Origin of the sequence: Terrabacter sp. NPDC080008 (assembly GCF_040702505.1) — a bacterium.
Classification (GTDB): Bacteria; Actinomycetota; Actinomycetes; order Actinomycetales; family Dermatophilaceae; genus Terrabacter.
In genome coordinates, this window is sequence record NZ_JBFBLC010000003.1 from 476,727 (window position 1) to 489,942 (window position 13,216).

General features: G+C 72.3%; 12 protein-coding genes. 10 read left to right on the plus strand and 2 right to left on the minus strand.

What is annotated here, in order from left to right:
• Nucleotide 1: 1 nt before the first annotated feature.
• A complete protein-coding gene (locus tag AB0316_RS12385) occupies nucleotides 2-544 on the minus strand; it encodes an NUDIX hydrolase family protein (protein ID WP_366273313.1) in 543 nt (180 codons plus the stop codon).
• A 358-nt stretch (nucleotides 545-902) separates the two neighbouring features.
• On the opposite strand from AB0316_RS12385, the gene ileS reads away from it, so the two are divergent.
• From ileS to AB0316_RS12400, 3 genes are read left to right on the plus strand one after another with little or no spacing between them, the layout of a single operon-like run.
• On the plus strand, nucleotides 903-4,184 hold the full coding sequence (gene ileS, locus AB0316_RS12390; RefSeq protein WP_366273314.1) for an isoleucine--tRNA ligase: 3,282 nt from the start codon (nucleotides 903-905) through the stop codon (nucleotides 4,182-4,184).
• Nucleotides 4,181-4,768 carry a GNAT family N-acetyltransferase gene (locus AB0316_RS12395; RefSeq protein ID WP_366273315.1) on the plus strand — a complete coding sequence of 196 codons (588 nt, stop codon included), beginning with the start codon at nucleotides 4,181-4,183 and terminating at the stop codon, nucleotides 4,766-4,768. The genes ileS and AB0316_RS12395 overlap by 4 nt, the downstream gene beginning before the upstream one ends.
• Nucleotides 4,765-6,156 carry a folylpolyglutamate synthase/dihydrofolate synthase family protein gene (locus AB0316_RS12400; RefSeq protein ID WP_366273316.1) on the plus strand — a complete coding sequence of 464 codons (1,392 nt, stop codon included), beginning with the start codon at nucleotides 4,765-4,767 and terminating at the stop codon, nucleotides 6,154-6,156. The genes AB0316_RS12395 and AB0316_RS12400 overlap by 4 nt, the downstream gene beginning before the upstream one ends.
• Nucleotides 6,157-6,231: 75 nt before the next feature.
• On the opposite strand, the gene AB0316_RS12405 is transcribed toward AB0316_RS12400, so the two are convergent.
• Entirely contained in the window at nucleotides 6,232-7,155 is a 924-nt protein-coding gene (locus AB0316_RS12405) for a TIGR03560 family F420-dependent LLM class oxidoreductase (protein ID WP_366273317.1), read from the minus strand.
• A 277-nt stretch (nucleotides 7,156-7,432) separates the two neighbouring features.
• Here AB0316_RS12405 and AB0316_RS12410 point away from each other — a divergent pair, with 277 nt between their 5' ends.
• The 7 genes from AB0316_RS12410 to mrdA are packed head-to-tail and all read left to right on the plus strand — an operon-like array spanning nucleotide 7,433 to nucleotide 13,155.
• A complete protein-coding gene (locus AB0316_RS12410; protein ID WP_366273318.1) occupies nucleotides 7,433-7,879 on the plus strand; it encodes a hypothetical protein in 447 nt (148 codons plus the stop codon).
• Between the two features lie 13 nt (nucleotides 7,880-7,892).
• The gene (locus AB0316_RS12415) at nucleotides 7,893-8,288 is read left to right on the plus strand and encodes a DUF4233 domain-containing protein (protein WP_366273319.1); all 396 of its coding nucleotides are present in this window, start codon (nucleotides 7,893-7,895) and stop codon (nucleotides 8,286-8,288) included.
• A gap of 20 nt (nucleotides 8,289-8,308) precedes the next feature.
• Entirely contained in the window at nucleotides 8,309-8,737 is a 429-nt protein-coding gene (gene ndk, locus AB0316_RS12420) for a nucleoside-diphosphate kinase (RefSeq protein WP_366273320.1), read from the plus strand.
• A gap of 18 nt (nucleotides 8,738-8,755) precedes the next feature.
• The gene (locus AB0316_RS12425) at nucleotides 8,756-9,790 is read left to right on the plus strand and encodes a rod shape-determining protein (RefSeq protein WP_366273321.1); all 1,035 of its coding nucleotides are present in this window, start codon (nucleotides 8,756-8,758) and stop codon (nucleotides 9,788-9,790) included.
• 4 nt (nucleotides 9,791-9,794) lie between these two features.
• Nucleotides 9,795-10,631, plus strand: a complete 837-nt coding sequence (gene mreC, locus AB0316_RS12430) for a rod shape-determining protein MreC (RefSeq protein WP_366273322.1) — start codon at nucleotides 9,795-9,797, stop codon at nucleotides 10,629-10,631.
• A complete protein-coding gene (locus AB0316_RS12435; protein ID WP_366273323.1) occupies nucleotides 10,628-11,128 on the plus strand; it encodes a rod shape-determining protein MreD in 501 nt (166 codons plus the stop codon). The genes mreC and AB0316_RS12435 overlap by 4 nt, the downstream gene beginning before the upstream one ends.
• Nucleotides 11,125-13,155, plus strand: a complete 2,031-nt coding sequence (mrdA, locus tag AB0316_RS12440) for a penicillin-binding protein 2 (RefSeq protein WP_366273324.1) — start codon at nucleotides 11,125-11,127, stop codon at nucleotides 13,153-13,155. Before AB0316_RS12435 ends, mrdA begins: the two co-directional genes overlap by 4 nt.
• Nucleotides 13,156-13,216 lie beyond the last annotated feature (61 nt).

Genomic DNA, 13,216 nt, shown 5'->3' on the forward strand with positions numbered 1-13,216 from the left:
CTCAGACCGGGAAGCCGACGTGCGCCAGGGCCTGGCGCACGAGCACGCCGTGCGAGCCCGGCATCTCCGCGCGGAACGATGCAGACGCGGCCTCCTCACAGGTCACCCACGACAGGTCGAGGGCGTCCTGCTGAGGACGGCAGTCGCCCATGACCGGGACCACGAAGGCGAGGGACACGGCGTGCTGGCGCGGGTCGTGGAACGGGGTCACGCCCGGCGTGGGGAAGAACTCCGCCACGGTGAACGGCTGCGGCGACAGGGGGATCCGCGGCAGCGCCATCGGGCCGAGGTCGTTCTCGACGTGCCGCACGAGGGCGTCACGGACGCGCTCGTGGTAGAGCACGCGCCCACCGACGACCTCCTGGCCGATGCCGCCGTCGCTGTCGGCACGCAGCAGCAGGCCCAGGTGGGTGACGGTGCCACGGTCGTCGACCCGCACCGGGATCGCGTGGACGTAGAGGATCGGCAGCCGGTCCCGGGCGCTGTCGAGATCCTCGCGGCTCAGCCACGCACCTGCCGTGTCCACTTCGCTCATGGGCGTCATCCTGCCAAACGCCCGCGGCCCCGGGCCGGGCGGTCCACGGACGGCGCGTCGGCGGCACACGGCATACGCACACGAACCGGGGCGGCACTCGGGCCGGGGTGGACGCCCGGTCAGGCTAGACTGGCGCGCACAGGCGTTCGAGCCGTCATCAGCGGCGAGCCTCCGGAAGAACAGAGCGCAAGCTCCCACTAGACCCGGACGGGTGGGCCCGTCACAGCCTCGGACAAGAGCGGTCGTACGCCGTCAGCCCAGTGGGCGCGGACGTGCGGCAAACGGGGTGGTACCGCGGCAACCTCCGGCAGGAGACGTCGTCCTCGTGCAGGCGAGTGACCAACGATGCGAACGCAGGAGACCACGAATGACCTACCCCAAGGTCACCACGAACGACGACGCGGGGCAGTCCGCTGCCGGCGGTGTGCCCTCCAACCCGCGCTTCCCCGAGATCGAGCAGCGGGTGCTGAGGTACTGGGACGAGGACGGCACCTTCCTCGCGTCGGTCGAGAACCGCGACGCCGGCAAGGACGGCGACAACGAGTTCGTCTTCTACGACGGCCCGCCCTTCGCCAACGGCCTGCCGCACTACGGCCACCTGCTCACCGGCTACGTCAAGGACATCGTCCCGCGCTACCAGACGATGCGCGGCAAGCGCGTCGAGCGCCGCTTCGGGTGGGACACCCACGGCCTGCCTGCCGAGCTCGAGGCGCAGCGCCAGCTCGGCCTCAAGACCAAGCAGGACATCGTCGAGCTCGGCATCGACAAGTTCAACGACGCCTGCCGCAGCTCGGTGCTGAAGTACACCGGCGAGTGGCGCGACTACGTCACCCGCCAGGCGCGCTGGGTCGACTTCGACCACGACTACAAGACGCTCGAGCCCGACTACATGGAGTCGGTGATCTGGGCGTTCAAGCAGCTGCACGACAAGGGCCTGGTCTACGAGGGCTTCCGCGTGCTGCCCTACTGCTGGAACGACCAGACGCCGCTGTCCAACCACGAGCTGCGCATGGACGACGACGTCTACAAGATGCGCCAGGACCCCGCCGTCACGGTCGGCCTGCGCCTCGAGACCGGAGAGCTGGCCCTGGTGTGGACCACCACGCCGTGGACCCTGCCGGCCAACCTCGGCATCATGGTCGGCCCCGACATCGACTACGTCGTCGTCGAGTCCGACTTCACCGGCACGACGGAGCGCTACGTCATCGGCGAGGCCCGCCTCGCGGCCTACGCCAAGGAGCTCTTCGGCGCCGACGTCGACCCGCAGTCGCGGATCGTCGAGCGGCTCAAGGGCAGCGACCTGCTCGGGCGCGCGTTCACGCCGCCGTTCTCCTACTACCTCGGGCACGAGCGTGCCCACCGCGTCTTCCCCGCCGACTTCGTCACCACCGAGGACGGCACCGGGCTGGTCCACACCGCAGGCGCCTTCGGTGAGGAGGACAAGATCGTCACCGACGCGGCCGGTATCGAGCCGGTCATCCCCGTCGGCGCCGACGGCCGCTTCCTGTGGCCGGTCACCGACTACGAGGGCATGCACGTCTTCGACGCCAACGCCCACATCATCGACCACCTCAAGGCCGCCACGCGCGGCGAGGGCGAGACCGGGTCGGTCACGCCCGGCACGGTGCTGCTGCGCCGCGAGACCTACGACCACAGCTACCCGCACTGCTGGCGCTGCCGCGAGCCCCTGATGTACATGGCGGTCTCCTCGTGGTTCGTCGAGGTCACGAAGATCAAGGAGCGCATGCTCGAGCTCAACCAGGAGATCGAGTGGACGCCCTCGCACATCAAGGACGGGCAGTTCGGCAAGTGGCTCGCCAACGCCCGTGACTGGTCGATCTCACGTAACCGCTTCTGGGGCAGCCCGATCCCGGTGTGGAAGTCCGACAACCCGGAGTTCCCGCGCATCGACGTCTACGGCTCGTTCGAGGAGCTCGAGCGTGACTTCGGCGTGGAGGTCAAGGACCTGCACCGGCCGTTCATCGACAGCCTGACCCGGCCCAACCCCGACGACCCGTCGGGGAGGTCGACGATGCGCCGCGTCGAGGACGTCCTGGACGTGTGGTTCGACTCCGGCTCGATGAGCTTCGCCCAGGTGCACTACCCGTTCGAGAACGCCGAGTGGTTCGAGCACCACTTCCCGGGCGACTTCATCGTCGAGTACATCGGGCAGACCCGCGGCTGGTTCTACACGATGCACATCCTCGCGACGGCCCTCTTCGACCGACCCGCGTTCAAGACGTGCGTCAGCCACGGCATCGTGCTCGGCTCCGACGGCCAGAAGATGAGCAAGTCGCTGCGCAACTACCCCGACGTCTCCGAGGTCTTCGACCGCGACGGCGCCGACGCCATGCGGTGGTTCCTCATGTCGTCGCCGATCCTGCGCGGGGGCAACCTCATCGTCACCGAGCAGGGCATCCGCGACGGTGTGCGCCAGGTGATGATCCCGCTGTGGAACGCGTGGTCGTTCTTCGCGCTCTACGCCAACACCGCGCGTGGCGGCGAGGGCTACGAGGCCAAGCGCTCCACCGGTTCCACCGACGTGCTCGACCGCTACCTGCTGGCCAAGCTGCGCGAGTTCGTCGGCGACATGACCGAGCAGCTCGACGCGTACGAGATCGCGGCCGCCTGCGACACCATGCGCGGCTTCCTCGACGTGCTGACCAACTGGTACATCCGGCGCTCGCGTGACCGTTTCTGGGGCGGGGAGAGCGAGGAGTCGCTCGCGGCCTTCGACACGCTGTGGACGGCCCTCGAGACCGTGACGCGGGCGACGGCGCCCCTGCTGCCGCTCGTCACCGAGGAGATCTGGCGCGGCCTCACCGGCGAGCGCTCGGTGCACCTGACGGACTACCCGCTGGTCGAGGACCTGCCGGGCGACCACGAGCTCGTCGTGGCGATGGACCGCGCCCGCGAGATCTGCTCGACCGGCTCCAGCCTGCGCAAGGCCCGGGGACTGCGGGCCCGACTGCCGCTCGCGGAGCTGACCGTCGTCACGAGCGAGCCGGAGCGCCTCGAGCCGTTCCGCGGCATCATCTCCGACGAGCTCAACGTCAAGAAGCTCACCCTGCTCGACGTCGCCACGGCCAGCGAGGCCGACTTCGGGGTGAGCCAGCGACTGACCGTCAACGCGCGTGCGGCCGGCCCGCGCCTGGGCCGCGACGTCCAGCTCGCGATCAAGGGCAGCAAGTCGGGCGACTGGTCGGTCGAGCCCGACGGCACCGTGACGGCGGGCGGCCTCGCCCTCGTCGAGGGGGAGTACACCCTCGAGACCGTGGTCGCCGGGGAGGCCGACGGTGCCGGCGCCACCGCCATGCTGCCCTCTGGTGGCTTCGTGGTGCTCGACACGACCGTGACGCCCGAGCTCGCCTCCGAGGGGCTGGCCCGCGACCTCGTCCGGGCGGTCCAGCAGGCCCGCCGCGACACCGGCCTGCACGTCAGTGACCGGATCAGCCTGACGGTCCAGGGCGGCCCCGAGGTCTTCGAGGCCACCGTCACGCACCGCGATCTCATCGTCGGTGAGACGCTGGCGACCCAGTTCGCGTCCGCCGGGCTCGAGCACCCCCTGCCCGCCGGGCTCGCCGGCACGCCGACGGACGTGGTCGTCGGCGACAACCACCCGGCCAGGATCCTGGTGGTGAAGCGATGACAGCCACGAACCGCGAGGACGAGCTGGAGGCCGCCGACGTGAGCACGACCCCCGAGCACGAGACCACCCCGCCGACCCCCGGGAGCCAGGACGTCCTGGTCCGCGGCGCCGTGGGCGACGACCTCGCCGGGGTGCTGTCCGTGGGCCACCGCACGTGGCTCGCGACCTACGAGCCGATCGCCGGGCCGGAGTACGTCGCGATGGGCCTGGCCAAGTGGTGGACGAGCGACGTCGTCACCGACTCCATCCGCAAGGGCCGCACCCTCGTGGCCGTCGACGGCGACGAGGTCGTCGGGGTCGCGACGTACGGGCACCAGGACGACGCCGTCGTGCTCTGGAAGCTCTACGTCCTGCCCGGCCACCACGCCAAGGGCATCGGCTCGCGGCTGCTCGACGAGGTCGTGCGACGCGCCGTCGAGAGCGACCACCGACGGATCACGCTGTCCTACCTCGAGGGCAACGACCAGGCCGCACGCTTCTACGGCAAGCACGGCTTCACCGAGACCCACCGCGAGACGCCCGGCTCCGGGCTGCCCGAGAGCGTCTGGATGGCGCGCGAGCTGGATGGAGAGGAGCAGGCATGAACGGCCGCCCCGACGCCGCCGCCATCGAGGCGGCGCGCAACCTCGAGGAGATGAAGCGGATGCGCGAGATCGAGGAGGAGATCCTCGCCCGCGCTCCCGAGAACGACATCGGACCCTCCCTCGGCCGGATCCGCGCGGTCATGGAGCTGGCCGGCGACCCGCAGCGCAGCTACCCCTCGATCCACCTCACCGGCACCAACGGCAAGACCTCGACGAGCCGGATGATCGACTCGATCCTGCGCGAGGCGGGGCTGTCGACCGGCCGCTTCACCTCACCGCACCTGCACGACATCCGCGAGCGGATCACGCTCGCCGGCAAGCCGATCCCGCGCGACAGGTTCATCGCCGCGTACGAGGAGATCGCCCCGCTCGTCGAGCTCGTCGACGCCCGCTCGCTGGAGTCCGGCGGTCGCCGGATGAACTTCTTCGAGGTGCTGGTCGCGCTCGCCTACGCCGCCTTCGCCGACGCTCCCGTCGACGTCGCGATCATCGAGGTGGGGCTCGGCGGCTCGTGGGACGCCACGAACGTCATCGACGCTCAGGTCGCCGTCTTCACGCCCGTGGACCTCGACCACACCAACCTGCTCGGCAACGACGTCGTGTCGATCGCCGAGGAGAAGAGCGGCATCATCAAGGCCGACTCCGTCACCGTGTCCGGGGTGCAGGACGAGGACGTCGCCCGGGTGCTGCTCGACCGGGTCGAGGAGGTCGGCGGCTCCCGGATCGTCTTCGAGGGCAACGACTTCGGAGTGCTCGCGCGCGAGGTCGCCATCGGGGGCCAGCAGGTGTCCATCCGCGGGCTGGCGGGGGAGTACACCGACCTCTTCCTGCCGCTGCACGGCGCGCACCAGGCGAGCAACCTCGCGACCGCCGTCGCGGCCGTCGAGTCGTTCCTCGGCGGTGGCGAGCACCCGATCGACGCGGAGGTGCTCTCCGCGGCGTGTGCCGGGATGAGCTCGCCCGGTCGTCTCGAGATCGTGCGCCGGTCGCCGACCGTGCTCGTCGACGCGGCGCACAACCCGCACGGCGCACGGTCGCTCGTGGCCGCCCTCGAGGAGTCGTTCGCCTTCACCCGGCTGGTGGGGCTCATCGGCATCGTCGCCGACAAGGACGCGACCGGCATGCTCGAGGTGCTCGAGCCCGTCCTCGACCACGTCGTCATCAGCCGCAGCTCCTCGCCGCGCGCGATGCGCCCCGAGGAGTTGGGCGCACTGGCCGTGGAGATCTTCGGCGAGTCCCGCGTCACCGTGGTGCGCGACCTGCCCGATGCGCTCGAGGAGGCCGTGACGCTCGCCGAGTCCGACGGCATGGGCGCCGGCGTCATCGCCACCGGCTCGGTCATCACGGCCGCCGAGGTGCGCATGCTCCTGGGCCTCACCGACGTGTGAGCCGGAGGGACCGGCCGGTGGCACCCACCGGCCGGCCCTCCGGTCCCACCCGTCCGCGCCGGACCGGCCGCACGCTCAGAGGTCGGCGACCTCCGGCACGACCTTGCCGATGAGCCGGATCGCCTCGACGTCCTGCGGGTCCGCGAGTGTGAAGGTCACGTACTCCGAGCCCACCGCGGCGTACTCGCGCAGGCGCTCGGCGACGGTCTCGGGCGTCCCGGCGATGCCGGCGAAGTCCGGGTGCGCCTCCTGCCTGGCCGCCAGCTCCTCCTCGTCCGCGGCGATGAGGATCGAGACGTGGTTGCAGCGCGTGATCTGGTCGACCGGCCGGCCGACGGCCTCGCAGTGGGCGGCGAGGACCCCGAAGAGCCGCTGCACCTCGGCGGGGTCGCCGGCGACGTTGCACATGTCGGCGTAGGCGGCGACCAGCCGCAACGTCACCTTCTCGCCGCTGCCACCGATGAGGATCGGAGGCCGCGGCTGCTGAACAGGACGGGGGTCGTTGTAGGCGTCGGCGATCGTGAAGTGCTTGCCCGAGAAGCTCGCCGGTCGCTGGGTCAGCATCCGGTCGACGACCTGCACGGCCTCCTCCAGCATCTGGAAGCGCTCGCGCAGCGGTGGGAAGGGCCACCCGTAGGCGACGAACTCCGGCTCGTGCCACGCGGCGCCGAGCCCGATGATGCTGCGGCCGTGGCTGAGGACGTCGAGCGTGGTGCACGCCTTGGCGAGCAGGGCGGGGTTGCGGTAGGGAGCACCGACGACGAGCTGGCCGATGCGGATGCGCTCGGTCACGGCTGCCATCGCCCCGAGCGTGACGAACGACTCCAGGATCGGCACCTCCCGCTCGGGGTGCTCCTCGTCGACGAACATGAAGTGGTCGGCGACCCACACGGAGTCGAGCCCGGCCTCGTCGCAGGCCCGGACGAGGGCAAGGGCCGTGTCGGCCTCGTTGCCGTGCTCGCCGGCGTGGGTGGGCATGAGCTGCAGGCCGAGAAGCACGGTTCCTCCTGGGAGTGCGCCGCGCGCGCCGGCGCGGCACGGTGGTGGTCGGATGGGGGTGGAGCGACCAGCGAACGCCGGTCACATCGTTCACCCGGCGGCGCGGCATACGTACCCTTCGGCCCGGGGAGTTCACCCGTGCCACACAAGTGCGCGTTCGAACGCGCACTCCTGCGCTGAGCCCGCACGAACGCGGTGAGCGCGCACGCCTGGCGTGGTCGCGAGGGAGCCCACGGTGCGGTTCTGGGGCCACGGCCGGCGCCCGTAGGCTGGCACCATGCCCCCCTTGGCGAAGCTCGTGCTCATCCTGGTCGTCCTGGCCGTGGCCTACGTGATGTGGGGACGCCTCATGGGGCGCCAGGACCCGGACCGCGAGCTCACCGGGCTCACCGAGGCGGTGCGAGCGAAGGTCAGCCGCGAGATCAGCGCCGGGCACAAGGTCAACGCCATCAAGATCTACCGCGAGGCGACCGGGGCCCCGCTGACGGACGCCAAGAGAGCCGTGGACGGCTGGTTCGTCCCGGGACACGGGCCCGGGGTGCGCGACGCCGCGGCGTCCTTCACCGAGGGACGGCTGACCAACGAGGCACGGGCCCGCATCAGCGAGCTCGTCCTGGCCGGGCGCAGGGCCGACGCGATGAGCCTCTACGCCGAGGCGACCGGGGCGAGCGCGTCCGAGGCGCAGGCCATCATCCGCACCTGGGACACCGCACAGGACTACTGAGGCAGACCATCACATGCGATCCATCGTCTTCTACGGCCGCACCGGCAAGTTCACCTTCCGCATGCTGGCGACCGTCCTCGGCGGCCAGTCCATCTGCATCCTGCTCGGTGCCCTCGTCGCCCGCGCCCTCGCGGCCACCAACCAGGGCACTGCCACCAGCACCGCCTACCTCTGGGTCGGCCTCGGGCTCGGCGCGCTGTGCATCGTGGCGGCGGGGCTCATGCGCCGGCCGTGGGGCGTCACGCTCGGCTGGGTCGTGCAGGCCCTCACGTTGCTGAGCGGCCTCGTCGTGCCGATGATGTTCGTCGTCGGCCTCTTCTTCCTCGCCCTCTGGGTCACCTGTCTCGTCAAGGGCGGCCCGATCGATGCCGAGATGGCCCGGCGCGAAGCCGCCGCCGGGCAGGAGTGACCGGCCGATAGGGTGAGCGCGTGACCACCGAACGCTCCCTCGTCCTCGTCAAGCCCGACGGTTTCGCCCGCAGCCTCACCGGAGAGGTCCTGCGCCGCATCGAGGCCAAGGGCTACCGCCTCGTGGCGCTGTCGATCCTCACGCCCACGCGCGAGCAGCTCGCCGCCCACTACGCCGAGCACGAGGGCAAGCCGTTCTACGAGCCGCTCGTCGAGTTCATGAGCTCCGGTCCCGTCGCCGCCGTCGTCATCGAGGGCCAGGACTGCGTCAAGGGCTTCCGCAGCCTCGCGGGCGCCACCAACCCGACCGAGGCCGCGCCCGGCACCATCCGCGGCGACCTCGGGCGCGACTGGGGCACCAAGGTCCAGCAGAACATCGTCCACGGGTCCGACTCGCACGAGTCCGCCACACGCGAGATCGGCATCTGGTTCCCCGATCTGGCGGCCTGATCGGGGCATGATCTCGGCATGACCCCGCGACCCAGGCTGCGCCCCCTCGGGCGTGACCTGGGGATCGACCTCGGCACGGCCAACACCCTGGTGCACGTGCGCGGGCAGGGCGTCGTGCTCGAGGAGCCCTCGGTCGTCGCCGTCGACGTCGGCTCCGGTCGGCTCGTGGCCGCCGGCTCTCGCGCCAAGGAGATGCTCGGGCGCGCCCCCGGCACCATCCGCGCCGTGCGGCCCCTGCGCGACGGCGTCGTGTCGGACGCCGACGAGACCGAGCTGATGCTGCGCTGGTTCGTCGACAGGGTGCGCAGCTCTCGGCTCGTGCGCCCGCGCATGGTGCTGTGCATCCCGAGCAAGGTGACGGGAGTCGAGCGCCGCGCCCTCGAGGACGCCGCCACGCGGTGCGGCGCGCGAAGGGTCTACATGGTCGAGGAGCCGATGGCGGCCGCGATCGGCGCCGGCCTGCCCGTCCACGAGACGGCCGCCAGCATGGTCGTCGACATCGGTGCGGGCAGCACCGACGTCGCGGTCATCAGCCTCGGCGGCATCGTCACGTCCAGCTCCCTGCGCATCGCCGGCGACGAGATCGACGAGGCGCTGGTCAGCCACGTCAAGAGCGAGTACTCCCTCCTGCTCGGCGAGCGCAGCGCCGAGGAGCTCAAGGTCGCTGTCGGCTCGGTCTTCCCGCTTCGGGAGGAGCTGACCACCCGGCTGCGCGGCCGCGACCTCGTGACCGGCCTGCCGAAGACCGTGCAGGTGGGCTCTGCCGAGGTGCGCCGCGCCATCGAGGGCCCGGTGCTGCAGATCATCGAGCTCGTCCGCGCCACCCTCGACGTCTGCCCGCCCGAGCTGTCCGGCGACGTCCTCGACCGCGGGATCACCCTCACCGGCGGGGGAGCGCTGCTGCGCGGCCTCGACGAGCGGATGCGCCACGAGCTCGGCGTGCCGGTCCGCGTCGCCGACGACCCGCTGCGCGCCGTCGCCCGCGGCGCCGGCCGGTGCGTCGACGACTTCGCCGGACTCGAGCGCCTCCTCGTCGGGGACCACCGCCTCTAGCCGTATGCCGTCGCTCACCCGCCGCCGTCTCCTCGTCGTCCTCGCCGCGCTGACCCTCGTGCTGCTCGTCGCCGACCTGGCCGGCTGGCGGGGCGCCGACGCCGTGCGCCGTGCGGGCGGCGTCGTGCTCGGGCCGGTGCAGCGGGTGCTATCCGGCGCGCCGCACGCCGACCTGGCCGAGGCGGCGGAGGAGAACGCCCGGCTGGCGGCCCTCGTCGCCGACCAGCAGCACCGCCTGGACGAGCTGGGCCGGCTCGACCGTCTCCTCTCGTCCTCGTCGACGTCCGGGCGCACCGTCGTGGCGGCGCGGGTCGTCGCCACGAGGGTGAGCCCGCTGGGTGGTGGTCGCAGCGTGACCCTCGACGTGGGCACCCGTGACGGGGTGCGAGCCGACTCCACCGTGGTGGCCGCGGAGGGGCTGGTGGGACGGGTGGTCGAGGTGACGCCGTGGACCAGCGACGTTCAGGTGCTCGGCAGCGCGGGCTCGGTCGTCGGCGTACGCGTCGGGCCGGCCGGCACGCTCGGCACCGTCTCGGCGCCCGCGGCCGGCGATGCGCAGCCGAGACCGCGGGGCACGCTGCGGCTGTCGCTGGTCCAGCCCGCGGCACCCGTCGTCGGCGACCTCGTGCGCACCCTCGGCAGCGTCGACGAGAAGCCGTATGCCGCCGGGATCGTGGTGGGCACCGTGACCGACGTCGACCCGGACCGGGGGCAGGGCTCCCGCACGGCCACCGTGCGCCCGGCCGTCGACCCCGACGCGATCGACGTCGTGGCCGTGGTGCTGCCCTCGTCGCGCACGACACCGCGACCCGCGGCTCCGACGACGGGAGCCACGCGATGAGGCCGACGCTGCTGGGAGTGCTGCGGACGGCATACGTCCTCGTCGCGGCGCTGCTCGTGGCCACGGTGCTGCCGCGGCTCGGGGTGCCCGCTGCAGCGGTGCCCGACCTCGTGCTCGTAGGGGTCGTCGCCACGGCGGTGCTGCGCGGGCCGGTGCACGGGGCGCTCGTCGGGCTGCTCGCCGGCTGGGTGGTCGAGCTCGTGCCGCCCGGTGGCCGCCCGCTCGGGCTGACCGCGCTGGTGCTCATGGCGGCAGGGCTGGCCGCCGGGTCGCTGCGCAGCCCGTCCTCGCGATCACTCCTTCGGCCGCTGGGCGCCCTGCTCGTCGCAGCCGCCGTCGTGCTCGCCGGGGACCTGGCCGCCGCGGTGCTCGCCGACGGCGACGTCGAGCTCCTCGCCGACCTGCGACGGCTGGCGGCGACGATGCTCGCCGGACTGCTGCTCCTGCCCGCCCTGATCGCCCTCGACCGGGCCCTCGTGCGCCGGAGGCTCGGATGAGGCGAGTCCGTGTGCAGCGCCGCCGCCGGGTGGGCCGGCCCGCCGCCGGCGTCACCGGGGTGGTGCTCGTCCTGCTCGTCACCCTCTTCGGGCTGCTCGTCGGTCGCCTCGGGCAGCTGCAGCTCGTGCAGGGTCCCGAGCTGGCTCGCGCCGCCACGACCCTCAACACCCGCACCGTCACCGAGCAGGCCCTCCGCGGCCGCATCCTCGACCGCACCGGTCAGCCGCTCGTCGCCAACAGCTTCCAGACCGTCGTGACCGTGCAGCGCTCGGTGCTCGTCGACGCGAAGGACGGCGGTCGCGACCTCGTCACCCGCGTCGCTGCCGCGCTGGGCCTGCCCTTCGAGCGCCTGTGGGGCAAGACGATGCTGTGCGGCACAGCCGGCGCCCCGCCCCCGCCCGCCTGCTTCAACGGCTCGCCCTACGTGCCGGTCCCGCTGGCGAGCGGCGTCGACGCGCGGCGCGCGCTCACCCTGCTCGAGCAGCCCGAGAAGTTCCCCGGGGTCGGCGTCACGACCGAGCCGGTCCGGGACTACCCGCAGCCCGCGGGTGCGCTGGCGCCGCACCTGCTCGGTTGGGTCGGCCCACCGTCCGCCGACCAGGTGAAGGCGGCGAAAGGCAGGATCGACGCCGAGGACGTCGTCGGTCGTGCCGGGCTCGAGCAGCAGTACGACGACGTCCTGCGCGGCACCAACGGCTCCACGGTGGTCGCCGTCGACCCCCGCGGCATCGTCACCCGCACGGTGGGTGCCACCCCGGCTGTGCCCGGTCGTGACGTCGTGACCCACTTGGATGCCCGGCTGCAGGCCCGCACGGAGGCGGCGCTCGCCAGGGCGGTGGCCTCGGCGCGGGGGCAGAAGCTGCCCGCCGACACCGGTGCTGCTGTCGTCGTCGACGTGACGAACGGCGCCGTCGTGGCAGCGGCCAGCTACCCCACCTACGACCCGTCCCTCTTCGCCGGCGGCATCAGCAGCGCGGACCTCGCCCGGCTCACCGACGACCGGCGGGGCACGCCGCTGCGCTCGCGGCTGACCGCCGAGACCTTCCCGCCCGCCTCGACCTTCAAGGTGGTGTCCGTGCCGGCGGCCGTGCAGGCCGGTGCCGACCTGCACGGCACCTACGACTGCTCGCCGAACGTGACCATCGGCGGCCACGTCTTCAACAACTACGAGTCCCGCGGCTACGGCCCCATCGACCTGCACCGCACCCTCGTCGTCTCGTGCGACACGGTCTTCTACCGGCTCGCGTATGCCGCGTGGCTCGCTCAGGGCGGCCTCGCCGCCCCCGTCTCGGCCGTGGACCCGTTCGTGTCGATGGCCAAGGCGTTCGGCCTGGGTCGCCGGACGGGCGTCGACCTTCCGGGGGAGGCGCCCGGTCGCGTCGCCGACCGGGCCTGGAAGGAGCAGTACTGGCTCGCGACGCGCGACGAGACGTGCCGGCGCGCGAAGACCGGCTATCCGGAGGTGGCGCGCACCGACCGTGCGCGGGCCGACTACCTCAAGCAGCTCGCGGTCGAGAACTGCACCGCCGGCTACCAGTACCGCGCCGGCGACGCCGTGAACTTCTCGATCGGGCAGGGCGACACGGCCGTGACGGTCCTGCAGATGGCGGGCGTCTACGCCGCTCTCGCCAACGGCGGAACGCTGTGGCAGCCGCAGGTCGCCGCAGCCCTGCGCAGCGCGTCGGGCGCCACGACGCCGATCCCGCCCCGTCGGGTGGGCACGGTGCCTCTGCGGCCCGACGTCGCCGCATACGTCCGCTCGGCGCTGTCCGACGTCACGCGACCCGGCGGCTCCGCAGGCACGGCGTTCAAGGGCTTCCCGCAGGACCGCTACCCCGTCGCGGGCAAGACCGGCACGGGTGAGGTCTTCGGCAAGCAGGCCACCGCGTGGTTCGCCGGCTTCGGGCCCACGACGAAGCCGAAGTATGCCGTCGTGGTCGTCGTCGGGCAGGGCGGCTCGGGCTCGAAGGTCGCCGCGCCCGCCGTCCGGCAGATCTTCGATGCAATCCTTGCCCTGGGCCTGTGAGCCCGCACCACCTGCCGTCCGACTCCCTGCGTCCGTGGGACAGGGCGGCACTGACCGAGAG

Bases quoted from the DNA above. Each gene is read 5' to 3' on its own strand.
- AB0316_RS12425 (WP_366273321.1), top strand. From the start codon at position 8,756: ATGACCCCGCGACCCAGGCTGCGCCCCCTCGGGCGTGACCTGGGGATC.
- ileS (WP_366273314.1), top strand. From the start codon at position 903: ATGACCTACCCCAAGGTCACCACGAACGACGACGCGGGGCAGTCCGCT.
- AB0316_RS12395 (WP_366273315.1), top strand. From the start codon at position 4,181: ATGACAGCCACGAACCGCGAGGACGAGCTGGAGGCCGCCGACGTGAGC.
- AB0316_RS12400 (WP_366273316.1), top strand. From the start codon at position 4,765: ATGAACGGCCGCCCCGACGCCGCCGCCATCGAGGCGGCGCGCAACCTC.
- mrdA (WP_366273324.1), top strand. From the start codon at position 11,125: ATGAGGCGAGTCCGTGTGCAGCGCCGCCGCCGGGTGGGCCGGCCCGCC.
- AB0316_RS12410 (WP_366273318.1), top strand. From the start codon at position 7,433: ATGCCCCCCTTGGCGAAGCTCGTGCTCATCCTGGTCGTCCTGGCCGTG.
- AB0316_RS12385 (WP_366273313.1), bottom strand. From the start codon at position 544: ATGACGCCCATGAGCGAAGTGGACACGGCAGGTGCGTGGCTGAGCCGC.
- mreC (WP_366273322.1), top strand. From the start codon at position 9,795: ATGCCGTCGCTCACCCGCCGCCGTCTCCTCGTCGTCCTCGCCGCGCTG.
- AB0316_RS12415 (WP_366273319.1), top strand. From the start codon at position 7,893: ATGCGATCCATCGTCTTCTACGGCCGCACCGGCAAGTTCACCTTCCGC.
- AB0316_RS12435 (WP_366273323.1), top strand. From the start codon at position 10,628: ATGAGGCCGACGCTGCTGGGAGTGCTGCGGACGGCATACGTCCTCGTC.